This is a genomic window from Edwardsiella piscicida (assembly GCF_021733145.1).
Classification (GTDB): Bacteria; Pseudomonadota; Gammaproteobacteria; order Enterobacterales; family Enterobacteriaceae; genus Edwardsiella; species Edwardsiella piscicida.
Genome location: NZ_CP090968.1, coordinates 2,744,559 through 2,767,810 on the forward strand (window position 1 = coordinate 2,744,559; position 23,252 = coordinate 2,767,810).

Below are 23,252 nucleotides of genomic sequence, written 5' to 3' on the forward strand. Positions count from 1 at the left end.
TAAATTCGCGATATGGCAATCGTAGGTATTTTCTTTGGCAGCGACACCGGCAACACGGAAAACATTGCTAAGATGATCCAGAAGCAACTGGGTAAAGACGTTGCTGAAGTTCATGACATTGCCAAGAGCAGCAAGGAAGACCTTGAGGCGTTTGATATTCTTCTGCTGGGTATCCCCACCTGGTACTACGGCGAAGCGCAGTGCGACTGGGATGACTTCTTCCCCTCCCTGGAGGAGATCGACTTCTCCGGTAAGCTGGTAGCGCTGTTCGGCTGCGGCGATCAGGAAGACTATGCCGAGTACTTCTGCGATGCAATGGGCACCATCCGCGAGCTGGTTGAAGCGCGCGGCGCGACCATCGTCGGCCACTGGCCGACCGCCGGATACCACTTTGAAGCCTCCAAGGCGCTGGTCGACAGCAACACCTTCGTCGGCCTGGCCATCGATGAGGATCGCCAGCCAGAGCTGACCGCCGAGCGCGTAGACGCCTGGGTCAAGCAGCTCAGCGCAGAGATGCATCTGGCCGATATCCTGGGCTAATGCCTATCGCCTGCCGGCGCGGATCCCCGTTTAATAGCCGGCAGGTATTTCAGCCATCAATAAAAACGATAGTGCGCAGTTCGCTGCGTCATTTGTTTCTATCTTCCTCATTATTCGCGAGTTATATCAGATCTGCGCCGCAGACACCCCGCGCTGACCACGCCGCGCCACGGTTCCCATTTAGGGATATCGGCCTTATAATGAATCTCACTATTATTTTCCGTTCGGTAACGGCCCCAGGGCGCTGCCGGGCGCTGTGACAGGACAGAATCCGAATGACTGACAACAACACCGCGTTAAAGAAAGCTGGCCTGAAAGTCACGCTTCCCCGTCTCAAGATTCTGGAAGTACTGCAAGATCCTACGTGCCATCACGTCAGTGCTGAAGACTTGTACAAGAAGCTGATCGACATGGGCGAGGAGATCGGTCTGGCGACCGTATACCGCGTGCTCAACCAGTTTGACGATGCCGGCATCGTTACCCGCCATAACTTTGAGGGCGGTAAATCGGTCTTTGAGCTGACCCAACAGCACCACCACGATCACCTGATCTGCCTGGACTGCGGCAAGGTCATCGAGTTCAGCGATGAGTCCATCGAGAAGCGTCAGCGTGAAATCGCCAAAAAACACGGCATCCAGCTGACCAACCACAGCCTGTATCTCTACGGCCACTGCGCCGAGGGCGACTGCCGCAGCGATGAGGCCCTGCACGACGAAAAGGCCTAAGCGGCCCGACCTCCAGCGTCAGCGAAGCGGCCCATCGGGGCCGTTTTTTTTACCCGCGCGCCGACGAACAAAAAAAAGCCCTCAGAGACCGAGGGCAATTACTGCTCACTACTACTCAGATCGAAACCGGAAGAGGGAGAGGATGAGGCCGCGCCGCGGACGCTCATCCTAAGGCCCCCGCGCGGGGCGGGGGAAAATGAGGGTAATGCCCCGTCAGGACTTGACGGACTCCACGCGGCTAAAGCGCTTGCCGTCCGGCGATGCGGTACGCACCTGTACCTCACCGTTCACGCTCGGCTTCGCCTTGGCATCATAGCGCTGCCACTGCTTACCGCCGTCGACGGAGTACTCCACGATCAGGCCCGGCATCGCAACGTTGGTCTCCAGCGTGCCGTTCACGACGCGGGCACCCGGCTGCGGTACGCGGTAGGCCACGCCAGACTTGTCCATCTTGGCCAGCTCACGCTGCCCCATCAGGTTGGCAAAGCGCTGCCAGTCCTGCAGCAGGGCCTGCTGATCGACCAGGTGGGTTTCGCCGCCCTTGTATTCACGCCCGGCCTGATACGGCTGTTCCCAGCCCGCCTGATGCCACGCACGCTCAGCGACGGCCATGATGCGCGGATAGATCTTGTACTCCATCATCTCATCGGTACGCACCACTTCGCTCCACAGCTGAGCAGAGAGGCCATAGGCGCCCGGCCACGGCTTGTCGCTCTTGGCGCTGAAGTAGTTACCGTCGCGATCGACCGACGTTTCGGCGTTCTGCGGCAGGTTGTCCGGCGCGAAGGCAAAGATCTTGCGCTCATCGCTGAAGCGGGTGCCCCAGTAGTAGCCGTTCTCCTGCGGATTGACCTCGTACGGGAAGTCCATATAGACGTAATCCGGGTTGGAGATCACCACCTCATAGCCTTTATTGGCCCAGTCGTTGGCCGAGTCAAAGCCACCCCAGTACAGGGTATCCCAGAAGTTAACCCCGACGCGCGGCGTCGCAAATGCCTTGGCATCCTTGGCATCCTTCAGGCCATCCTGCCAGGCCTGCATCTTGCCGATGCCGTGGTCCTTGACCATCTTGCTGACTTCGACCGCGAAGTAGCTCGGCAGGTGCTCCATGTCGGCAACCTTGCCCTCTTTGATCATCGCCTGGCACATCTGAGACTTCGCCCACGGCTTGTCCTCTTTGCTCAGGTCGATCATCCCCTTGCCCGGCTCCGGCTTGTTCACGTCGGTATAGCCCGGCCCTAAGCGGATGTTCTTCGCCTCATCGCCGCCAAAGTGCCAGGTGGTGAGCGGCTGACCGGCTTCGCGGTGCATCTGGGCCATCTCGCCAATCACTTTGTCGACAAAGCGCTTGGAGGAGTCCAGGCACGGGTTGAGGTAGCTGTGACGATCGTAGAACTGCACCGAGGTGGTGTTAGAGTCATCGGTCGGATCCAGCAGGCGGTACTCGTTGGCGCCCTTCTCGTTACCGGCGGCCTTCAGCTTGTTGTAACGCGCCTCCATCGCCACCACCGCCGCACGGGCGTGGGCCGGCATGTCGATCTCGGGGATCACCTCAATGTGGCGCGCCTGGGCATACTTCAGCAGCTTGATATAGTCGGCGCGGGTAAAGTAGCCGCTGCCGTTGTTGTTGCTGTCCGGGCCAGAGCCCAGCTGCGGCAGCAGGCACTGCTGCTCGCTCAGGTCATGACAGCGCTTGCCGCCGACTTCGGTCAGCTCCGGCAGGCCCGGGATCTCAATACGCCAGCCCTCATCGTCGGTCAGATGGAAGTGGAACTTGTTCAGCTTGTACGCCGCCATCTGATCCAGCAGGCGCTCGACAGCGGCCAGGGAGTGGAAGTTACGGCCCACGTCCAGCTCAATGCCGCGGTACTGGAAGCGCGGCGCATCTTCGGCGTCCAGCGTGGCTATCTTAGCGCTGCCGTTGGCCGGCAGCAGCGACAGGATAGACTGCAGACCGTAGAACACCCCGGCCTGATCGTAACCGGTCACCTCCGCGCCCTTGGTGCCGATCTTCAGCTGGTACGCGCCCGGTACCGCCATATCGCCTTTAAAGGCTTTAGTGGCGATCTGCGTCTTGATCGGGTAGCCCTTCTGGGCCTGCTTCACGCCCAGCTGGCCCAGACGCTGCTTGATAACATCGGCGCTGGCGGTGTTCAGCACCGTCAGATCCAGGCTAACGCCGCGCGCCAGATCGGCGTCCTGCTGATGCACTTTCAGCTTCAGCGGCGTCGGCATGATCTGGCCGCGCAGGCTGGCCGCCGACAGGGTCTTCACATCGGCGTTCTTGGCAAAGCGGTTCTCCGGCGTCATCAGAACGTTTTTATCGTCCTTGATACGCTTCCACAGGTCGCCCGCAAACGGCGTCACGAACTGACGCAGATCTTCGGTATCGGTGTTGGCGATCACCTTCGGCTTAGCGTCCCGCGAGGTCACGTACCAGCGCGGCATCACGTCGCTTTCAAACAGCTGCCAGTATTCGCCGACGATGGGGATCTCGATGCGCTCACCCGCGGCAAAGCCCTTGAACTTATCCGTCGGCTCAATCTTGTGCAGATCGCCGGTCACAAAGGTGATCTTGAACTGATCGTTGCCGCTCTTCAGGATCTGACGGATGTTATGGAAGTAGATGGCCCAGTCTTTCCCCTCGATGGCGCTGCCATCGTTGGTCAGGCTGATCACCGCCTGGTTGCAGGAGGCCCAGTCGGCGCCCAGCGCCGCACAGTTGACGCCGTTCTCCGCGCCGCGGTTGTCGGTGACGGCGTAGTTCACCTTCACCTGGCTGCTGATGCTGTCCACCAGCTGCTGATCGGCCTGCGCTACGCCGGAAACGCCCAGCATACCCAGTGCCGTGGCGACTACGCTCAGTTTATATCCTTTCATCATCTCGCTTCCCTTTTCTCAGTTCGCGTTACTGGCGCGGATTTCCTGCCACAGTTTGCCGCAGCGGGCCGTATAGTTGTCACCGGCGCCGCTCATCGCCGCCTCAATACACTGCTGGTAATTCAGCACGCTCACGCTCTCTTTCTGCGCGAACGCGGCGTGAGCCTTGCTCTGCTTCATTACCTCTAGAATGGTCTGGCAGGACGCCACCTTGTCATGTTTGCCGTCGGCATCCTGAATACACTTGCTGTAGGCCTGCTTCAGCAGCTGACCTTCCTGAGACGGCGCGCTCGGCTGCGCACAGCCGGTCAGTACGATGGCGGCCATGGCCACACCCAGAATCGCTTTCATATTCTCTCTCCCTTGATTCGCTTAGCGCCCCTCCGCGCGTGCGGAGGGGGCGATAACTCAGAACACGGTGAACGGGGCGATAACGATAAACTTCACGTCGCGCTCATCCTGGAACATGTTGTTGTAGCCGCCGCCCCAGCTCGGGTTGTCGGAGTGGTTGTCATACTGGGTGTAGTGCAGCTTAAACAGGGTGCCCTTGGCACGGCCGTCCTGAATCACGTACATCGCATCCAGACTGTAGGCGCTCTCTTTAACCCGCTCGCTCTGGTCAGCCCAGGTGCTGTTCGGCTTGGCATCCCAGGCATAGACATAGGAGGCACCGACGCCCCAGCCCGGCATGTTCCACTTGCTCAGGTCATACATCACGCCGGCAAAGACGGCCTTTTCACCGTTGGCGTTGAAGTCGGAGCGGTTATCCCACCAGATATCCAGGCGACCGTTAGAGGAGGCGTAGGCCGGCGTCATACGCTGCAGGAAGTAGCCCTGCTTGCCTTCCGCCTTCACCCAGGTGCCTTCCAGACGCAGATCGAACTGACCGGCCTTGTAGCCGAAGGTCAGCGCCTGCAGCCAGGCGGTGCCGTCATAGATATTGGCGCTGCTGTTGGCGTCGGAGACGCGATCGTGCGCACCGTAGAACTGGTAGCTGGTGGTCAGCGGGCTGCCGGCGACGTCAAACTTGTAGGTCCCCTTGGCGAAGTACTGATTCATAAAGCCTTGGGCCTGACCAAAGGCCGCTTCCAGCACCAGGCCGTTCTTGAAGTCATACTTCCCGCCCAGGGAGTGCAGGTAGGAGACCTCCTCCCCGCGGTTATCGCCCAGGCCGCCCTGGTAGAACTTGTCCATCTCCAGATGCCACGGCGCCTTATAACGGTCGGTCCACATATAGGAGAAGCTCAGCGCACCGGCGGTATCAAAGTCAAAGTTGGCGCCGGTCTCGACCCCCTGATAGGTCCCCGGCATGAAGCTCCAGTGCGGGGCAATCAGGGTCTGGCCGGTCGGCTGGATCCAGCCGACACGCGCCCACATCGGCCCCATTTTCAGCTTGGCCGCCGCCTTGTACAGGCTGATGCCGCTCTTATCGCCGCTGTAGTTTTCGTCGTAGCCCTTGTTGATGGAGGAGAAGGCGATTTCGTTCGGGTGGCTGCTCTCCGCCGATTCGGCCATCTCAATGGCGGTGAAGGCGCCGACGTCCAGACCGATAAAGTCGGCGGCGTAGCCGGAGGAGAAGTCAAGGCTGGCATTCCAGGTGGAGTGAGACAGGTTGGTCTTATACTGACCGGTCTCCACGTCCTTGCGATCGCGCTCGCGCTGCCAGTAGTAGATCCCACCGGTCATGGTTGAATCGTCGATGAACCCTTCAGCCTGCGCCTGTGAAGGCGCCATGAAGCCGCTGCCTAGCGTTGCTGCGGCAACAGCGAGCGCCAGCACGCTGCGCTTAGCACGATGCGTAACCATAGAAAAATTCCTCTTTGACTGAAAAATGCGGCTGGCGGAACAGCGCCCGACCAGGTCGCCAATATCCCCATTGGGGTAAAAGTTATTGGGTGTCTGGGTAAAAAACCCGTTCACTTACTGCACTATTAGACTATTTTTCGCGACGCGAATTATCAAATGAAAAGTAAAAAAGATGTATCAATTTTTGACCGAGTGCACATATTCTTATATTTAGTTACATTGCGGTATAGTTGGCATTATTAATGAAAAATACCATTAAAAAACAGAGATATATTTGTAATACCATTAGTGATACTGGGGATGTTTATGGCGGGGAGTACGAGGCGACTTACTTCATTAATGAATAATTATTACATTACAACACCTTATTAATTTGCAACGCGAAATCATCATTTACTATACCCTTAAGCGCACGGCGCCGGCGCGGGCGTACGCCGCCGCCGAAGACGACGCGCTAGCGCGGGAAGCGTCCCGTCAACGCAGACAAAAAAACGCCACGGACCCGCGGCCCGTGGCGTTGATATTGACAAGCTATCGGCGTACTACGCCGCGCTCCCTATCGTTCAGAGCGCCGCTTTGGCCCAGGTATCGCGCAGGCCAACGGTACGGTTAAACACCAGATGTTCGGCGGAGGAGTAGCGACTGTCGGCGCAGAAGTAGCCCTCACGCTCAAACTGGTAGGTCACCCCCGGCACCGCTGCGGCCAGCGTCGGCTCGACGAAACCGCGACGAATAACCAGAGACTCAGGGTTAATGGTGGAGAGGAAATCCTCCGCCGCCCCCGGGTTCGCCACGCTGAACAGGCGATCGTACAGGCGGAACTCCGCCGGCAGCGCATGGCTGGCGGACACCCAGTGGATCACCCCTTTCACCTTGCGGCCATCCGCCGGATCCTTGCTCAGGGTATCCGCATCGTAGCTGCAGTAAATGGTGGTGATCTCGCCGTCGGCGTCTTTCTCTACGCGCTCGGCGCGGATCACGTAGGCGTTGCGCAGACGCACCTCTTTGCCCAGCACCAGACGCTTGTACTGTTTGTTGGCCTCTTCACGGAAGTCGGCGCGATCGATGTACAGTTCGCGGGCAAACGGCACCTCACGGCTGCCCATCTCCGGATTGCTCGGATGATTCGGCATGGTCAGCAGCTGTACGCTGTCGGCCGGCAGGTTTTCGATCACCAGGCGCACCGGATCCAGCACCGCCATCGCGCGCGGGGCGTTTTCATTGAGATCGTCGCGGATACAGGACTCCAGCGCCGCCATCTCCACGTTGTTGTCCTGCTTGGTCACCCCGATACGGCGGCAGAACTCGCGCACGGCGGCGGCGCTATAGCCGCGGCGACGCAGACCCGAAATGGTCGGCATACGCGGATCGTCCCAGCCCTCGACAATCTTCTCGCTCACCAGCAGGTTCAGCTTACGCTTGGACATGATGGCGTATTCCAGGTTCAGGCGCGAAAACTCATACTGACGCGGATGGCACGGAATCGAGATATTATCCAGCACCCAGTCGTACAGGCGACGGTTGTCCTGGAACTCCAGGGTGCACAGGGAGTGCGTGATGCCCTCCAGCGCATCGGAGATGCAGTGGGTAAAGTCGTACATCGGGTAGATGCACCACTTGTTGCCGGTCTGGTGGTGATCTGCAAACTTAATCCGGTACAGCACCGGATCGCGCATCACGATAAACGGCGACGCCATATCGATCTTGGCGCGCAGGCAGGCGCTGCCTTCGGCGAACTCGCCCAGACGCATTTTTTCGAACAGCGCCAGGTTCTCCTCAACGCTGCGATCGCGGAACGGGCTATTTTTCCCGGGCGAGGTCAGGGTGCCGCGGTATTCGCGGATCTGCTCGGCGCTCAGCTCATCCACATAGGCCAGCCCTTTGCCGATCAGCTCCAGGGCGTACTGATGCAGCTGGTCAAAGTAGTCAGAGGAGTAACGCACCGCGCCGCTCCACTCAAAGCCCAGCCACTGAACGTCGCGCTTGATGGACTCAACGTATTCGATGTCTTCTTTGACCGGGTTGGTATCATCGAAGCGCAGGTTGCACAGCCCTTGATAGTCTCTGGCGATGCCGAAATTCAGACAGATGGACTTGGCGTGGCCAATGTGCAGGTAGCCGTTTGGCTCCGGCGGGAAACGGGTATGCACGCTGGTGTGTTTACCGGACGCCAGATCTTCATCGATGATCTGACGGATAAAGTTGGTTGGGCGGGCTTCAGCCTCACTCATCTTCTGTTCCTCTATGCCAAAAAACGCGTTCTCATTGTTCCATGATCTAACAACCCTCGGGCGGAAACAACCGTTCTATCGGTAAAATACCGACGTTTTTTTTGTGATCTCCGCTGACGTGGCGGATAACCGCACCGCGCCACCCCCTTCTCCGGGCGATAAAAAACGGGGAGCCCTTTCGGGCCCCCCGCCGTATGATGCTGCCGTGTGACGGCGCGTTACTTGTTCAGAATGGTATACAGCTTGCTCTGACCGGCGACCACCTGCCCAGAGGCCAAGGCCCCCACGCCGCCAAAGTCATCGATATTGCTGACCACCACCGGGCTTATCATGGAGCGCGCATGGGCGTTCAGGTAGTCCAGATCCATCTCCAGCACCGGCTGGCCGACCTTCACCACATCCCCCTCTTCCACCAGGCGCTTAAAGCCCTGCCCGTTCAGCGCCACGGTATCGATCCCCATGTGCACCACCACTTCCACACCGTCATCGCTCTCCAGGCAGAAGGCGTGGTTGGTGTTGAAAATCTTCACCACGGTGCCGCTCGCCGGCGCCACGACCATCTTATCCGTCGGGCGCACCGCCAGACCGTCGCCGACGGCTTTACTGGCAAACGCCTCGTCCGGCACCTCGCTCAGGGCCACCACCTCACCGGTGATCGGTGATACCAGCGTCGAGTGGACACCGGCGGCGGCGTTTGGCGTCGCCTGTGCCTTCGCCGCGGGCGCGGTCGAGGCGGCGGCGCTTGCCGCGGCGGCAGGCACCGTGCCCACCGTGCGCATCGCGTTGGCGATCTTCTCGGCCACGAAGCCGACGATGATCTGTACGCTGGTCTTGTTCAGGCGGATCACGCCGGAGGCGCCCAGCTTCTTCGCCATCGCTTCGTTGACCAGCGAGGAGTCCTTCACCGTCAGACGCAGACGGGTGATACAGGCATCGATACCGGTCAGGTTAGCGGAGCCGCCGACGCAGGCGATATACTGGCGAGCCAGCTCGCTGACGTCCGCATCTTTGGTCAGATCCAGATCTTCATCGTTGCCATCGGCCTCTTCACCCGCGCCGCTCAGCTCACGCCCCGGCGTCATCAGGTTGAATTTGGTGATGGTGAAACGGAACACCACGTAGTAGATAACGAAGAAGACCAGCCCCTGCGGGATCAGCATATACCAGTGCGTCGCCAGCGGGTTACGGGACTGCAGCGCCATATCCACCAGGCCGGCGCTGAAGCCGAAGCCGGAGATCCAGTGCATGCTGGCCGCGATAAAGACGGAGATACCGGTCAGGATGGCGTGCAGCACGTACAGCACCGGCGCCACGAACATGAAGGAGAACTCCAGCGGCTCGGTGATCCCGGTAAAGAAGGCGGCAAACGCGGCGGCCAGCATGATACCGGCGACCTTCGCCTTGTTCTCCGGACGGGCGCAGTGATAGATGGCCAGCGCCGCACCCGGCAGACCGAACATCATGATCGGGAAGAAGCCAGCCTGATAGCGACCGGTGATACCGACCACCGCCTTGCCGCTCTCGATGGACTGGGCGCCGCCCAGGAAGTTCGGAATATCGTTAATGCCGGCGACGTCAAACCAGAACACGGAGTTCAGGGCATGGTGCAGACCGACCGGGATCAGCAGACGGTTAAAGAAGGCATACACGCCGGCCCCCACGGAGCCCAGCTTCTGGATATGCTCACCGAAGTTCACCAGACCGTTAAAGATTACCGGCCAGATATACATCAGGATAAAGGCCAGAATGATCATCAGGAACGAGGTCAGGATCGGCACCAGACGGCGGCCGCTGAAGAAGGAGAGCGCCTTGGGCAGCTCAACGCTGCTATAGCGGTTATACAGTTCGGCCGAGATGATACCGACCAGGATACCGATAAACTGGTTATTGATCTTACCGAAGGCGGCAGGAACCTGATCCACTGGAATCTTCTGGATCATCGCCACCGCGGCGGGTGAACACAGGGTGGTCACCACCAAGAAACCGACAAAGCCGGCCAGCGCCGCCGCGCCGTCTTTATCTTTGGACATACCGTAAGCGACACCAATGGCAAACAGCACCGACATATTATCGATGATGGCTGAGCCCGACTTGATGAAGAACGCCGCCAGTGCGTTGTCTCCCCCCCAGCCGACCGGGTCGATCCAATAACCGACGCCCATTAGTATTGCTGCGGCCGGTAGCGTCGCTACCGGCACCATCAGCGCGCGGCCTACCTTTTGCAAATAACCGAGAATACTCACATTTCCCCCTATTGGACCTACAATGCAAAGGGCACTGCCGGTCTCATCATCACTGATTTGGCTATATTGTTAACTGTATGAACTACAGTTTGGAGTGTAAAAAAATTATTTTTCTCCGCAAATTAAAACCTCCTGATTTGTGATAACTATCACCAATAACTGGTGAAAAGTTGTCTGTATGCTGGCTATCCCTGAAAACTTATTTTATCATTCGAAAAATCGATCGGCGCGGTAGACTCCTTCGCAGGAGAGCCGGGAGCCAATGGGTCATCACCGGCGCCGAACCCGCTTTTCGTTCAGTTTCCCGTTTTGTAAAAGGTGCCCTATGAGACTTATTCCGCTGCATAACGCGACCGACGTTGGCCTGTGGTCTGCCCGCCATATCGTTAAGCGCATCAACGCGTTCAAGCCTACCGCCGAGCACCCGTTTGTTCTGGGTCTGCCGACCGGTAGCACCCCCCTGCAAACCTATAAGCGCCTGATCGAACTCTATCAGGCCGGTGAAGTGAGCTTCCGCCACGTCGTCACCTTTAATATGGATGAATACGTTGGTCTGGCAGAATCACACCCGGAAAGCTATCACAGCTTTATGTATAATAACTTCTTCAACCACATTGATATTCAGAAAGAAAATATCAATTTGTTAAATGGTAACGCGCCGGACGTGGACGCCGAGTGCCGCCGCTACGAAGAGAAGATCCGCGCCTATGGCAAGATCAATCTGTTCATGGGCGGCGTTGGCAACGACGGACATATCGCCTTCAACGAACCGGCCTCTTCGCTGGCTTCGCGCACCCGGATCAAGACCCTGACCGAAGATACCCGCATCGCCAACTCCCGCTTCTTCAACGGCGACATCAGTCTGGTACCGAAGTATGCGCTGACCGTCGGCGTGGGCACCCTGCTGGACGCGGAAGAGGTGATGATCCTGGTAACCGGTCACGCCAAATCCCTGGCGCTGCAGGCCGCTGTCGAGGGCAGCGTCAACCATATGTGGACCATCAGCGCCCTGCAGCTGCATCCCAAGTCCGTGGTGGTCTGCGATCAGCCGGCGACCATGGAGCTGAAGGTTAAAACCGTTAACTATTTCCGCGAGCTCGAAGCGGAAAATATGAAAGATCTCTGATAATTACGTCCGGGGGGAATGTGATGTACGCCTTAACTCACTGTCGGATTTATACCGGCCACGATATTCTTGACGACCATGCTGTGGTGATCGCCAATGGTTTAATTGAAAAAATCTGTCCCGAGGCTGCGCTCGCACCGGATATCGCCACCCGCGATCTGGGCGGCGCCATCCTGGCCCCCGGCTTTATCGACGTTCAGCTCAACGGCTGCGGCGGCGTGCAGTTTAACGACAGCGAAGAGGCCGTCAGCGAGCAGACGCTGGAGATCATGCAGCGCGCCAACGAACGCGCCGGCTGCACCAGCTACCTGCCGACGCTGATCACCTGCAGCGACGCCATGATGCAGCGCGGCATTACGGTGATGCAGTCCTACCTGCGTCGCCACCGTAACCAGGCACTGGGGCTGCATATTGAAGGGCCCTATATCAGCCTGGAGAAAAAGGGCACCCATAACCCGCGCTATATCCGCCGCCCGGATAGCGCCATGCTCGACTTTATCTGCAGCCACGCCGAGGCCGTCGTCAAGGTGACCATGGCACCGGAGATGAGCGACGACGCGGCCATTCAACAGCTGCGCGCCGCCGGGATCGTGGTCTCCGCCGGCCACTCCAACGCCAGCTACGAAGAGGCGCGCCGCGGCTTCGCCGCCGGAATGCGCTTTGCCACCCACCTCTACAATGCGATGCCGGCGATCAGCGGCCGCGCGCCGGGGCTGATGGGCGCCATCTTCGACACCCCAGAGGTGTATACCGGCATCATCGCCGACGGCCACCACGTGGCCTGGCCGAACATCCGCATGGCGAAAAAGCTCAAGGGCGACCACCTGGTGCTGGTCACCGACGCCACCGCGCCGGCGGGTTCAGACATTGACAGCTTCATTTTCGCGGGGAAAACAGTATATTACCGCAATGGGCTGGTAGTAGATGAAAATGGTACGCTGAGCGGATCGGCGCTGACCATGATAGAGGCGGTGCAAAACAGCGTTGAGCACGTCGGCATTGCGCTGGATGAAGCCCTGCGCATGGCCACCCTCTATCCGGCGCGCGCCATCGGCGTCGCGCAGCGACTGGGCAGCATCGAACCGGGTAAGGTCGCCAACCTGACGGCGTTTACCCGCGACTTCCAGGTAACCACGACCATCGTTAACGGCGAAACCGTCTACCAACGCGGCGGTTGAATGACAACACACAGGTGAGAGAGTGATGGCCACTGGCGGACAGGGACAAATTGGTAACGTCGATCTGGTAAAGCAGCTGAACAGCGCGGCGGTCTACCGCCTGATCGATCAGCAGGGGCCGATCTCTCGAATTCAGATTGCTGAATACAGCCAGCTGGCCCCCGCCAGCGTCACCAAGATCACCCGCCAGCTGCTGGAGCGCGGGCTGATCAAAGAGGTCGATCAGCAGGCCTCCACCGGCGGGCGGCGTGCCATCTCCATCGTCACCGAGACGCGCCGCTTCCAGGCGATCGCCATTCGCCTGGGCCGCTATGACGCCACCATCACCCTGTATGACCTCAGCGGCAAGGCGCTGGCGGAGACCCACTACCCGCTGCCGCAGCGCACCCAGGAGACCGTCGAGCACGCCCTGTTTCAGGCCATCGACCACTTCATTAACGATTACCAGCGCAAAATCCGCGAGCTTATCGCCATCGCCCTGATGCTGCCCGGCCTGGTCGATCCGGATCTCGGTATCGTCCGCTACATGCCGCACATCACGGTCAGCGACTGGCCACTGGTTGAACGCCTAGAGGCGCGCTTCCGCCTGGCCTGCTTTATCGGTCACGATATTCGCAGCCTGGCGCTGGCCGAACACTACTTCGGCGCCAGCCGCGACTGCCGGGACTCGATCCTGGTGCGACTGCACCGCGGCACCGGCGCCGGGATCATCGTCGATGAGAACATCTTTCTCGGCAGCAACGGCAACGTCGGGGAGATCGGGCATATCCAGATAGATCCGCTGGGAGAGCGCTGCCACTGCGGCAACTTTGGCTGTCTGGAGACCGTAGCGGCCAATGCGGCTATCGAACAGCATACCCGCCGCCTGCTGGAGCAGGGCTACCCCAGCAGCCTGACGGTCGACGGCTGCACCATCAACGCCATTTGTCGGGCCGCCAACCGCGGCGATAGCTTAGCCGTCGAGGTGATTGAACGGGTCGGACGCTACCTGGGGCGCGCTATCGCCATCACCATCAACCTGTTCAATCCCCAGAAGATCGTCATCGCCGGTGAGATAACCGACGCGAGCAAGATCCTGCTGCCGGCCATCGCGCGCTGCATTCAAACCCAGACGCTGAAAAACTTTCGCCATAATCTGCCGGTGGTCACCTCCGAGCTCGACCACCGCTCCGCCATCGGCGCCTTTGCGCTGGTCAAGCGCGCCATGCTGAACGGCGTGCTGCTGCAGCGTCTGCTGGAGCATCACCACTGAGCCGCGTACGACGCGTACGACGCGTCGGTTATACCAGGGGCTGCAGCGCGATAGCGATCCGGCTACGCTCGCGGCCGGTGCTCTTTTTATGGAAAAAGATCGCCGCGTCGCTGACCTCGGACAGCGCCTGCACGTGTGTGCCGCCGCAGGGGATCAGCGTCTCACCATAGCGCCAATAGAAAAGGCTGTCCGTCTCCGGCGCCGACTCTACCGCCAGAGGGTGCGCCTGCGCCAGCAGGTCGCGGGTATGGGCCTGAATAGCGCAGAAGTCATCCTCGCTCAGCTTTTTATCCAGCGAGAACACCGCCTTCTGCGCATCGATGGTGCACCCCTTAATGCCGATGCCGGCGCTGAAGTAGCGGTTAACGGCGGAGAACAGAAAGTGCGCCAGCGTATGGTGACGCATGATGGCGTAGCGCCGCGGCCAGTCGATCTGCATGATAACGCGGTCGCCGGGCTGCAGATCCGGCGCATAGGCCAGGCGGTGGACGATCCGCGTCTCCACGGCCACCAGCGGTACGTTGACCCCCTCACGCTTGATATACAGCTTATGCCCCAGCTTGTGCTGCACATCGACCACCGGGCAAGGCGTCCCGCCCGCGGCGGAGACGATCGCCCCAACGTCGCACACCTGTCCCCCCGACTCGGCGTAGAAGATGGTCCTATCGAACACCGCCAGATCGTTTTCAAGGTACAGCAGCGTGGCTTCCAGGCGGGTCAGGTAGGGCTCCTGGTTATATACCCGCTGCGTCGCCGGCTGCGCATAGACGCGGTCACGGTCATAGTGAAATTCCATATTCGTCCTCATTTATCCTGATCAGGGTATCCCCGCACGTACCTCCCTCTGACTCTACCCCAGTGGACCGGCGACTGCACCCCCTGATTGCCGCCATCCGGCCCAGCGTGAAGCAGGCGATAATGCGCTCAGCCGTGGTATAGTCTTTAGCTGCATTAACTGCATTATCAACGAGAAGCTCTCAGCTATGACAATAAAAAGCGTTATTTGCGATATTGACGGCGTCCTGATGCACGACAATACCCCGGTTCCCGGCGCCCGTGAGTTTTTACAGCGACTGCAGCAGCAGGAGATGCCGCTGGTGATCCTGACCAACTACCCCTCGCAGACCGGGCAGGATCTGGCCAACCGTTTTGCCTCCGCCGGCATCGACGTTCCTGAGCAGGTGTTCTATACCTCCGCCATGGCGACCGCCGACTTCCTCAAGCGGCAGGAGGGCAAGAAGGCCTACGTCATCGGCGAGGGGGCGCTGATCCACGAGCTGTACAAAGCCGGCTTCACCATTACCGACATCAACCCGGACTTCGTGATCGTCGGCGAGACCCGCTCCTATAACTGGGAAATGATCCACAAGGCGGCCTACTTCGTCGCCCACGGCGCGCGCTTTATCGCCACCAACCCCGACTCCCACGGCCGCGGCTTCTTTCCCGCCTGCGGCGCCCTGTGCGCGCCCATCGAACTGATCGCCGGCCGCGCGCCGTTTTACGTCGGCAAACCCAGTCCGTGGATTATCCGCGCCGCGCTGAACAAGATGCAGGCCCATTCGGAAAGCACCGTCATCATCGGCGATAACCTGAAAACCGATATTCTGGCCGGCTTCCAGGCCGGGCTGGAGACGATCCTGGTGCTCTCCGGCGTCTCCACTCTGGAAGACGTGGACACCATGCCCTTCCGCCCCAGCTATATCTACCCGTCGGTGGCCGACATCGACATTCTGTAATCGCCCCTCCGGCGGCTGCGGCCGCCTTTTTTAGATATTTTTCAACAAAAGCGTGTTTTTTTTATCCTCCATCTAAAAATAATCGCGCGTACAAAACTTTTTTACCCCGCCAGAGCAAAATGCTTGATTTCCATTCAACGGATGACGCATGTTGATGTCATCCGCCGCGCCGCAGGGCGCCGCGCCACCTGATACCGTCAATGTCGTAGGGGAAACGCTATGTGTTCGATCTTTGGAGTGCTCGACCTAAAAACCGATCCGCAGGCGCTGCGCAAGACAGCGCTGGAGATGTCCCGTCTAATGCGCCACCGCGGCCCGGACTGGTCCGGCATCTATGCCGGTGAACGCGCCATTCTGGCCCATGAGCGCCTGTCTATCGTCGATGTCAACACCGGCGCCCAGCCGCTGTACAACGCGCAGCGCACCCACGTTCTGGCGGTCAACGGTGAAATTTATAACCACCAGGCGCTGCGCGAGCGCCTGGGCGATCGCTATGCGTTTCAGACCGGATCCGACTGTGAGGTGATCCTGGCGCTGTACCAGGAGTACGGCCCGGACTTCCTCGACCAGCTGCGCGGTATGTTTGCCTTTATTCTGTATGACGCCGAGCGGGACGCCTATCTGATCGGCCGCGATCACCTGGGGATCATCCCGCTGTACATGGGGCACGATGAACACGGTAACCTGTTTGTCGCCTCCGAGATGAAGGCGCTGGTGCCGGTATGCCGGACGCTGCGCGAATTCCCCGCCGGCAGCGCCCTGTGGAGCCGCGACGGCGAGATCCGCCGCTACTACCAGCGCGACTGGTTCGACTACGCCGCCGTAGAGCACAACCCTAGCGACACCGCCGCGCTGCGCGGTGCGCTGGAGGAGTCGGTCAAGAGCCACCTGATGTCCGACGTCCCCTACGGGGTACTGCTCTCCGGCGGACTGGATTCGTCCATTATCTCCGCCATCACCAAAAAATTTGCCGCCCGCCGCGTCGAAGACGACGAGCGCAGCGCCGCCTGGTGGCCGCAGCTGCACTCCTTTGCCGTCGGCCTGTCGGGAGCGCCGGATCTGAAGGCCGCCCGAGAGGTCGCCGACCACCTCGGCACGGTACACCACGAGATCCACTTCACCGTCCAAGAGGGCATGGACGCCATTCGCGACGTGATTTACCACATCGAAACCTACGACGTCACCACCATCCGCGCCTCGACGCCGATGTACCTGATGGCCCGTAAAATTAAAGCGATGGGGATCAAAATGGTGCTCTCCGGCGAAGGCGCCGACGAGGTGTTCGGCGGCTACCTCTATTTCCATAAGGCCCCCAACGCCAAAGAGTTCCACGATGAGACGGTGCGCAAGCTGCTGGCGCTGCATATGTACGACTGCGCGCGCGCCAACAAGGCGATGGCCGCCTGGGGCGTCGAGGCCCGAGTACCGTTCCTCGACAAGGCGTTTTTAGACGTGGCCATGCGCCTCAACCCGCGCGACAAGATGTGCGGCAGCGGGCGCATCGAAAAGCAGCTGCTGCGCGAATGCTTCGAGTCCGATCTGCCGGCCAGCGTCGCCTGGCGTCAGAAGGAGCAGTTCTCCGACGGCGTCGGCTACAGCTGGATAGACTCGCTGAAAGCGGCCGCCGCCGTCCAGGTCAGCGACCAGGCGCTGGCCAACGCCCGCTTCCGCTTTCCCTACAACACGCCGACCAGCAAAGAGGCCTACCTGTACCGCGATATCTTTGAGCAGCTGTTCCCGCTGCCGAGCGCCGCGGAGTGCGTGCCCGGCGGCCCCTCCGTCGCGTGCTCCTCCGCCAAGGCCATCGAGTGGGATGCGTCCCTGCGTAAAATGGACGACCCCTCTGGCCGCGCCGTCGGCGTACACCAGTCCGCCTACTAACCCCCCGCGGCGCGCCCGTTTCCCGGCGAGCGCGCCGCGCCGACTCCCCCTGCCAGACCGGCGTTAGCCTACTTTTCACCGACTTTTGCTGCTTTTCGCGCCGACCTGTATAATCAATCGGCAAACGTGCGCGGCGATGGCGTTTCTGCTAAAAAAGGGGTTGACGCTTCCCCCCCATATCCGCATAATGCGCCCCGCAACGCCGATGAAGGCTAGCGAATAAAGAACGGCTACGTAGCTCAGTTGGTTAGAGCACATCACTCATAATGATGGGGTCACAGGTTCGAATCCCGTCGTAGCCACCACTCTTTATTACGCAAGTGGGCGGGAGTGGCGAAATTGGTAGACGCACCAGATTTAGGTTCTGGCGCCGCAAGGTGTACGAGTTCAAGTCTCGTCTCCCGCACCATTTCAACCCGGCTTGCGTCGGATGGGGTATCGCCAAGCGGTAAGGCAGCGGGTTTTGATCCCGCCATCCCCAGGTTCGAATCCTGGTACCCCAGCCATATTTTCTGTCTCGATGGAGACTGGATACAGTCCCTGATGGGGTATCGCCAAGCGGTAAGGCAGCGGGTTTTGATCCCGCCATCCCCAGGTTCGAATCCTGGTACCCCAGCCACAGAAAATAACGTTTGCAATTCAATAAGTTGTATGATTTACTAGTAACACATTGATGGCTACGTAGCTCAGTTGGTTAGAGCACATCACTCATAATGATGGGGTCACAGGTTCGAATCCCGTCGTAGCCACCACTTTTGGGGTATCGCCAAGCGGTAAGGCAGCGGATTCTGATTCCGCCATCCCGAGGTTCGAATCCTCGTACCCCAGCCAAATTTATTCGGTTCGCCACGGCGGGCCGCGCATCGAAAGATGCCACCCAACAATTGGGGTATCGCCAAGCGGTAAGGCAGCGGATTCTGATTCCGCCATCCCGAGGTTCGAATCCTCGTACCCCAGCCAATAAGAGAGCTCACCTTCGGGTGAGCTTTTTTTTTGCCTGTCGTGTGCCCGCGCCTTTGGCCCCGCGGCGCGCCATACGACGCACCGCCCGTCACCATCGCCTACAGCCCGATAGCGTAGCGCAGCGCGCGCGCCTTGAGCCCTCCGGCGCGCTCCGCCGCCATCAGCCCCAGATTACGCAGCAGCGTCAGCGGCGGCAGACGGTTGCTGAAGGCGCCGTAAAAGAGATCCATCCCGCTCTGCATCAGCAGGTTGTCACCCAGGCGACGGCGCTGATAGCGCTGCAGCACCGCCTGCGTCTGCCACGCCTCACCGCGCGCCGCGGCCGCCGGCACCACCTCCAGCAGCGCCGACACGTCGCGATAGCCCAGATTAACCCCCTGCCCGGCGAGCGGGTTAATGGTGTGCGCCGCATCGCCCAGCAGCAGCAGTCCCTGGTCCACGTAGCGCAGCGCGTGGCGCCGAATCAGCGGAAACGCCGCCGCGGCCACCGCCTGCACCGGCCCCAGACGGGCGGGAAACGTACGCAGGATCGCCTCATTCAGCTGCGCCAGCGGCATCGCCAGCAGTTGACGGATACGCGCCGGGCTGTCATACCACACCAGCGAGCCCCAGCCGGGCCACAGCGGAAGAAAGGCCCGCGGGCCATCCGGGGTAAACTGCTGCCAGGTGACATCCTGCGGCACCGGCGACGTCTTCACGCTGATCAGCATGCAGTCGTGGCGATACTGCCAGCCGTGAACGCCGATGCCGGCCTGGCTGCGCACCCGGGACTCGGCGCCGTCCGCCGCAATGACCAATCCGGCATAAAGCCGTTCGCCGTTATCCAGTGCCAGCCGCCACCCCTGCCTGTCGCGCTGTAACTGCTGCAGCGCCGCCCCGGTATACAGCGTGACGCCCTCGCAGGCCTCCAGCGCCTGCCACAGCGCGCGCTGCAGCACCCGGTTCTCCAGCATAAAGCCCAGGCACGGCAGACCGAGCGTCTCGGCGCGAAACGAAACCGTTGACGACGCCCACTCCCAGGTCTCCAGCCCGCGGTAGGGCACCGCGCGCATCGCGCACACCGCTGACCACACCCCGAGCTGCTCCAGCAGGCGCACGCTGGCCATACTGATGGCAGAGATGCGCAGATCGGGATCGCTGTCCGCGACAAACGGCGGCGGCGGGCTGTTTTCCAGCACCGTCACCCGCAGACCGGCCTGCGCTAGCCCCAGGGCCGCCGCGGCGCCCACCATCCCACCGCCGACCACCACAATACCGCCCGCGTCCTGAACCATCTCCACTCCCCTGTCGCCGCACGTTTTGCGCTAGTGTAGCGGATTTCAGCCCCCTTGCCCCCCGCTATCTGACTGGTCACGACAGCGCCAAGCGATTACAATAGCCGCCCTGCCGCGGACGCAACGGTCACCGCCGGCACGGCGCCTGAGGGCGTCTGCGCGTCCCTGATCCACCTGCACTGAGCAATAGCAAGTCGATGACAAAAAAACTGCATATTAAAACCTGGGGCTGTCAGATGAATGAGTATGACTCATCCAAGATAGCCGATCTGCTGGGCAGCACGCATGGCCTTGAGCTGACGGATAATGCCGAGGACGCCGATGTCCTGCTGCTGAATACCTGTTCGATCCGTGAAAAGGCGCAGGAAAAAGTGTTCCATCAGCTTGGCCGCTGGAAGATGCTCAAAGAGGCCAAGCCGGATCTGATCATCGGCGTCGGCGGCTGCGTCGCCTCCCAGGAAGGTGAGCATATCCGCGAGCGCGCCAGCTGCGTCGACATCATCTTTGGCCCGCAGACGCTGCACCGTCTGCCGGAGATGATCGACAGCGCGCGCAGCAGCCACGGCCCGGTGGTTGACGTCAGCTTCCCGGAGATCGAAAAGTTCGACCGTCTGCCGGAGCCGCGCGCCGACGGTGCCACCGCCTTTGTCTCCATCATGGAAGGCTGCAACAAATACTGTACCTACTGCGTGGTGCCCTATACCCGCGGCGCCGAAGTCAGTCGCCCGTGCGACGACGTGCTGTTTGAAATCGCCCAGCTGGCCGCCCAAGGCGTGCGCGAGGTCAACCTGCTGGGGCAGAACGTCAACGCCTACCGCGGCGCCACCTTCGACGGCGGCATCTGCTCCTTTGCCGAGCTGCTGCGCCTGGTGGCCGCCATTGATGGCATCGACCGTATCCGCTTCACCACCAGCCACCCAATAGAGTTCAGCGACGACATCATCGCCGTTTATGAGGATACGCCGGAGCTGGTCAGCTTCCTGCACCTGCCGGTGCAGAGCGGCTCCGATCGCGTTCTCAACCTGATGAAGCGCACCCATACCGCGCTGGAGTACAAGGCGATTATCCGTAAGCTGCGCAGAGCGCGCCCGGATATTCAGATAAGCTCCGACTTTATCGTCGGCTTCCCCGGCGAGACTCAGCAGGACTTCGAACAGACCATGCAGCTGATCGCCGAGGTGGACTTCGACATGAGCTACAGCTTTATCTTTTCCGCCCGTCCGGGCACCCCGGCCGCCGATATGGTGGACGACGTAGCGGAAGAGGAGAAAAAGCAGCGTCTGTACATTCTGCAGGAGCGCATCAACCAGCAGGCCATGCGCTACAGCCGCCGCATGCTGGGCACGGTACAGCGCATTCTGGTCGAGGGCACCTCGCGCAAAAACGTGATGGAGCTGTCCGGACGCACCGAAAACAACCGGGTGGTCAACTTTGCCGGTCAGCCGGAGATGATCGGGCGCTTTGTTGACGTCGAGATCACCGAGGTGCTGCCCAACTCCCTGCGCGGCGTCGTGGTTCGCAGTGAAGAGGAGATGGGGCTGCGCATCAGCGAATCACCGCAGTCGGTGATCGCCCGCACCCGCAAAGAGGACGATCTGGGCGTCGGCAGCTACCAGCCGTAACCCCCTCAACGCCCGGCCCCGCGCCGGGCGTGCGGGTAGCGCCCCGCCGACGCCCTACGGGTAGTGATACCCTCCCTGGATCCCCAGCGGCACGCCCGCCCACCACATCGTCAACAGCAGCGCGCACCAGCACACCGCCAGCAGCAGCGAATAGGGCAGCATCAGCGCCGCCAGCGACCCGATCCCCGTCGATGAGACATATTTACGGCAGTAGACCACCACCAGCGGGAAATACCCCAGCAGCGGAGTAATAATATTCGAGGTGGAGTCACCGATGCGATAGGCCGCCTGCGCCAGCTCCGGCGACAGCTGCACCGCCATCAGCATCGGCACCAGGATCGGACTGAGCAGCGCCCACTTGGCCGACGCCGAGCCCACCAGCAGGTTGATCAGAAACACCAGCAGCACCACCCCGATCACCGTTCCCGCGCCAGGGACGCTCAGGGCCTTGAGCCCGGCGGCGCCGGCCAGCGCCAGCAGCGTGCCCAGATTGGAGGTGTTAAAAATCGCGATAAACTGGGCGGCAAAGAACACGATGACCAGATAGTAGCCCATCGCGCGCATGTTGTGGCTCATCGCCTCGATGACATCCTTCCCCTGGGTAAAGCGCCCGCTGACAACGCCATACACCGTCCCCGGGATAACAAACAGGATGAAGATCAGCGGCACGATGGCCTGGATCGCTGGCGCCGACGAGGCGCTCAGCGTCCCCGTCGGGCTGCGAAAGGGCGAGGCGTCGGGGTACATCAGCACGCCCAGCCCCGCCAGCATCAGCAGCATCACCGTCAGCGCCCGACGAAACGCCCGGTTCTCCCGAGGGGTAAAGCCGTCGATAGCCTCCTCCGCCGCCTCGACGGGCATGTCCACCGCCTGCTGGCGCAGGCGCGGCTCGATGATGCGATCCGTCACCAGCCACACCAGCAAGATCACCATCAGCGAAGAGAGGGAGGTAAACACGAAATTGCACAGCACATTCACCGTGTAGTCCGGCGCCAAAAGGCGCGCCGCCGCCTCGCTGAACCCGGCCAGCAGCGCATCGTTGCCAGAGGGAATGAAGCTGGCGGAGTAGCCACCGGACACCCCGGCGAAGGCGGCGCAGATCCCCGCCAGCGGATGGCGCCCCACGCGCTGGAACACCACGCCCGCCAGCGGGATCACCAGCACGTAGCCCACGTCGGCCGCCACATGGCTGATCAGCGCCACCAATACCACCATCGGCGTCAGCAGGCGCGCGGGGGTGATCCGCACCAGCTTTTTCACCGCCGCATCGATAAAGCCGGCGCGATCGGCGACCCCGACCCCGAGCAGCGCCACCAGCACGATGCCCAGCGGCGGAAACGCGGTAAAGGATGAGGTCATCTTGCTAAGGAAATCCACCAGCGCCGTCAGGGTCATCATATTGACCACCTGTACTGCCTCGCCGCTGCGGGGATTGATAAGGTCAAAGGAGACCTGCGACAGCGCCGCCGACAGCAGTAGCAGCAGGGCCATCAGATAGATAAACAGCAGCGCCGGATCCGGTACCCGGTTCCCCAGGCGCTCGACGGCGCCGAGAAAGCGCGCCATGCCTCCGTGAGCCGCCCCTGCAGGGGCGGGCGTGTTCTGAGGTGAAGCCATTGTCTAAGCCCTCCATGTCTGCGTCACCGCGGGCCATGGTATCAGTCACCTGCGCCGTTTTTTTTGCGCCGCCCCTCAGTTAAAAAAACGTTAAATCAGACATAACAGTGATATATTAATAAAATAAAATATAATGATTACATAGCATTAAAATAACAGGAGCTATTCCCCTGGCGCG

General features: G+C 60.6%; 16 protein-coding genes and 7 tRNA genes. 15 read left to right on the forward strand and 8 right to left on the reverse strand.

What is annotated here, in order from left to right; all coding sequences use genetic code 11:
• Positions 1 to 12 precede the first annotated feature (12 nt).
• Together fldA and fur are read left to right on the forward strand one after the other, a co-directional pair.
• Complete coding sequence (gene fldA, locus L1P05_RS12490; RefSeq protein WP_012849436.1) at positions 13 to 540, forward strand: flavodoxin FldA; 528 nt, start codon at positions 13 to 15, stop codon at positions 538 to 540.
• A 275-nt stretch (positions 541 to 815) separates the two neighbouring features.
• A complete protein-coding gene (fur, locus tag L1P05_RS12495; protein WP_034168655.1) occupies positions 816 to 1,265 on the forward strand; it encodes a ferric iron uptake transcriptional regulator in 450 nt (149 codons plus the stop codon).
• A gap of 213 nt (positions 1,266 to 1,478) precedes the next feature.
• Here the strand turns inward: fur and L1P05_RS12500 are convergent, their stop codons facing one another.
• From L1P05_RS12500 to nagE, 5 genes are all read right to left on the reverse strand, one after another.
• The gene (locus L1P05_RS12500) at positions 1,479 to 4,145 is read right to left on the reverse strand and encodes a beta-N-acetylhexosaminidase (protein ID WP_034168656.1); all 2,667 of its coding nucleotides are present in this window, start codon (positions 4,143 to 4,145) and stop codon (positions 1,479 to 1,481) included.
• Positions 4,146 to 4,163: 18 nt separating this feature from the next.
• Positions 4,164 to 4,496: a ChiQ/YbfN family lipoprotein gene (gene chiQ, locus L1P05_RS12505; RefSeq protein WP_012849439.1), complete on the reverse strand. Its 333-nt coding sequence runs from the start codon at positions 4,494 to 4,496 to the stop codon at positions 4,164 to 4,166.
• 57 nt (positions 4,497 to 4,553) lie between these two features.
• Positions 4,554 to 5,951 (reverse strand): chitoporin ChiP, encoded by a 1,398-nt coding sequence (chiP, locus tag L1P05_RS12510; RefSeq protein ID WP_015462095.1) that lies wholly within the window; start codon positions 5,949 to 5,951, stop codon positions 4,554 to 4,556.
• Between the two features lie 563 nt (positions 5,952 to 6,514).
• Entirely contained in the window at positions 6,515 to 8,182 is a 1,668-nt protein-coding gene (gene glnS / locus L1P05_RS12515; RefSeq protein WP_012849442.1) for a glutamine--tRNA ligase, read from the reverse strand.
• Positions 8,183 to 8,400: 218 nt separating this feature from the next.
• Entirely contained in the window at positions 8,401 to 10,425 is a 2,025-nt protein-coding gene (gene nagE / locus L1P05_RS12520; protein ID WP_012849443.1) for an N-acetylglucosamine-specific PTS transporter subunit IIBC, read from the reverse strand.
• A 325-nt stretch (positions 10,426 to 10,750) separates the two neighbouring features.
• Here nagE and nagB point away from each other — a divergent pair, with 325 nt between their 5' ends.
• The 3 genes from nagB to nagC are packed head-to-tail and all read left to right on the forward strand — an operon-like array spanning position 10,751 to position 13,981.
• Positions 10,751 to 11,551, forward strand: coding sequence for a glucosamine-6-phosphate deaminase (gene nagB, locus L1P05_RS12525; RefSeq protein WP_012849444.1), 801 nt, complete (start codon positions 10,751 to 10,753; stop codon positions 11,549 to 11,551).
• A gap of 23 nt (positions 11,552 to 11,574) precedes the next feature.
• A complete protein-coding gene (nagA, locus tag L1P05_RS12530; RefSeq protein ID WP_012849445.1) occupies positions 11,575 to 12,729 on the forward strand; it encodes an N-acetylglucosamine-6-phosphate deacetylase in 1,155 nt (384 codons plus the stop codon).
• Positions 12,730 to 12,754: 25 nt separating this feature from the next.
• Positions 12,755 to 13,981 (forward strand): DNA-binding transcriptional regulator NagC, encoded by a 1,227-nt coding sequence (nagC, locus tag L1P05_RS12535; protein ID WP_012849446.1) that lies wholly within the window; start codon positions 12,755 to 12,757, stop codon positions 13,979 to 13,981.
• Positions 13,982 to 14,009: 28 nt separating this feature from the next.
• Here nagC and L1P05_RS12540 read toward each other — a convergent pair whose 3' ends face one another.
• Entirely contained in the window at positions 14,010 to 14,777 is a 768-nt protein-coding gene (locus L1P05_RS12540; protein ID WP_012849447.1) for an alanyl-tRNA editing protein, read from the reverse strand.
• A 187-nt stretch (positions 14,778 to 14,964) separates the two neighbouring features.
• On the opposite strand from L1P05_RS12540, the gene L1P05_RS12545 reads away from it, so the two are divergent.
• The 9 genes from L1P05_RS12545 (at position 14,965) to L1P05_RS12585 (ending at position 18,558) form a co-directional block, all read left to right on the forward strand.
• Entirely contained in the window at positions 14,965 to 15,717 is a 753-nt protein-coding gene (locus L1P05_RS12545) for an HAD-IIA family hydrolase (protein WP_012849448.1), read from the forward strand.
• A 219-nt stretch (positions 15,718 to 15,936) separates the two neighbouring features.
• A complete protein-coding gene (asnB, locus tag L1P05_RS12550; protein WP_012849450.1) occupies positions 15,937 to 17,598 on the forward strand; it encodes an asparagine synthase B in 1,662 nt (553 codons plus the stop codon).
• A 228-nt stretch (positions 17,599 to 17,826) separates the two neighbouring features.
• Positions 17,827 to 17,903, forward strand: a tRNA-Met gene (locus L1P05_RS12555).
• Between the two features lie 19 nt (positions 17,904 to 17,922).
• Positions 17,923 to 18,007, forward strand: a tRNA-Leu gene (locus tag L1P05_RS12560).
• A 22-nt stretch (positions 18,008 to 18,029) separates the two neighbouring features.
• A tRNA-Gln gene (locus L1P05_RS12565) sits at positions 18,030 to 18,104 on the forward strand.
• Between the two features lie 38 nt (positions 18,105 to 18,142).
• Positions 18,143 to 18,217: transfer RNA gene (locus L1P05_RS12570), tRNA-Gln, on the forward strand.
• Positions 18,218 to 18,273: 56 nt separating this feature from the next.
• Positions 18,274 to 18,350 (forward strand) — tRNA-Met (locus L1P05_RS12575).
• A gap of 4 nt (positions 18,351 to 18,354) precedes the next feature.
• Positions 18,355 to 18,429 (forward strand) — tRNA-Gln (locus tag L1P05_RS12580).
• A 54-nt stretch (positions 18,430 to 18,483) separates the two neighbouring features.
• Positions 18,484 to 18,558 (forward strand) — tRNA-Gln (locus L1P05_RS12585).
• A 101-nt stretch (positions 18,559 to 18,659) separates the two neighbouring features.
• Here L1P05_RS12585 and ubiF read toward each other — a convergent pair.
• Positions 18,660 to 19,835 (reverse strand): 3-demethoxyubiquinol 3-hydroxylase, encoded by a 1,176-nt coding sequence (ubiF, locus tag L1P05_RS12590; RefSeq protein ID WP_012849451.1) that lies wholly within the window; start codon positions 19,833 to 19,835, stop codon positions 18,660 to 18,662.
• 197 nt (positions 19,836 to 20,032) lie between these two features.
• Here ubiF and miaB point away from each other — a divergent pair, with 197 nt between their 5' ends.
• Positions 20,033 to 21,457 (forward strand): tRNA (N6-isopentenyl adenosine(37)-C2)-methylthiotransferase MiaB, encoded by a 1,425-nt coding sequence (gene miaB / locus L1P05_RS12595; RefSeq protein ID WP_012849452.1) that lies wholly within the window; start codon positions 20,033 to 20,035, stop codon positions 21,455 to 21,457.
• Positions 21,458 to 21,511: 54 nt separating this feature from the next.
• Here miaB and L1P05_RS12600 read toward each other — a convergent pair whose 3' ends face one another.
• Positions 21,512 to 23,023 carry an AbgT family transporter gene (locus tag L1P05_RS12600; protein WP_012849453.1) on the reverse strand — a complete coding sequence of 504 codons (1,512 nt, stop codon included), beginning with the start codon at positions 23,021 to 23,023 and terminating at the stop codon, positions 21,512 to 21,514.
• Positions 23,024 to 23,252 lie beyond the last annotated feature (229 nt).

Excerpts from the sequence above, each read along its gene's own strand:
- miaB (WP_012849452.1), top strand. The coding sequence starts at position 20,033 with ATGACAAAAAAACTGCATATTAAAACCTGGGGCTGTCAGATGAATGAG.
- fldA (WP_012849436.1), top strand. The coding sequence starts at position 13 with ATGGCAATCGTAGGTATTTTCTTTGGCAGCGACACCGGCAACACGGAA.
- chiP (WP_015462095.1), bottom strand. The coding sequence starts at position 5,951 with ATGGTTACGCATCGTGCTAAGCGCAGCGTGCTGGCGCTCGCTGTTGCC.
- nagA (WP_012849445.1), top strand. The coding sequence starts at position 11,575 with ATGTACGCCTTAACTCACTGTCGGATTTATACCGGCCACGATATTCTT.
- fur (WP_034168655.1), top strand. The coding sequence starts at position 816 with ATGACTGACAACAACACCGCGTTAAAGAAAGCTGGCCTGAAAGTCACG.
- L1P05_RS12500 (WP_034168656.1), bottom strand. The coding sequence starts at position 4,145 with ATGAAAGGATATAAACTGAGCGTAGTCGCCACGGCACTGGGTATGCTG.
- chiQ (WP_012849439.1), bottom strand. The coding sequence starts at position 4,496 with ATGAAAGCGATTCTGGGTGTGGCCATGGCCGCCATCGTACTGACCGGC.
- glnS (WP_012849442.1), bottom strand. The coding sequence starts at position 8,182 with ATGAGTGAGGCTGAAGCCCGCCCAACCAACTTTATCCGTCAGATCATC.
- nagB (WP_012849444.1), top strand. The coding sequence starts at position 10,751 with ATGAGACTTATTCCGCTGCATAACGCGACCGACGTTGGCCTGTGGTCT.
- L1P05_RS12545 (WP_012849448.1), top strand. The coding sequence starts at position 14,965 with ATGACAATAAAAAGCGTTATTTGCGATATTGACGGCGTCCTGATGCAC.
- L1P05_RS12540 (WP_012849447.1), bottom strand. The coding sequence starts at position 14,777 with ATGGAATTTCACTATGACCGTGACCGCGTCTATGCGCAGCCGGCGACG.
- asnB (WP_012849450.1), top strand. The coding sequence starts at position 15,937 with ATGTGTTCGATCTTTGGAGTGCTCGACCTAAAAACCGATCCGCAGGCG.
- L1P05_RS12600 (WP_012849453.1), bottom strand. The coding sequence starts at position 23,023 with ATGGCGCGCTTTCTCGGCGCCGTCGAGCGCCTGGGGAACCGGGTACCG.
- nagC (WP_012849446.1), top strand. The coding sequence starts at position 12,755 with ATGGCCACTGGCGGACAGGGACAAATTGGTAACGTCGATCTGGTAAAG.
- ubiF (WP_012849451.1), bottom strand. The coding sequence starts at position 19,835 with ATGGTTCAGGACGCGGGCGGTATTGTGGTGGTCGGCGGTGGGATGGTG.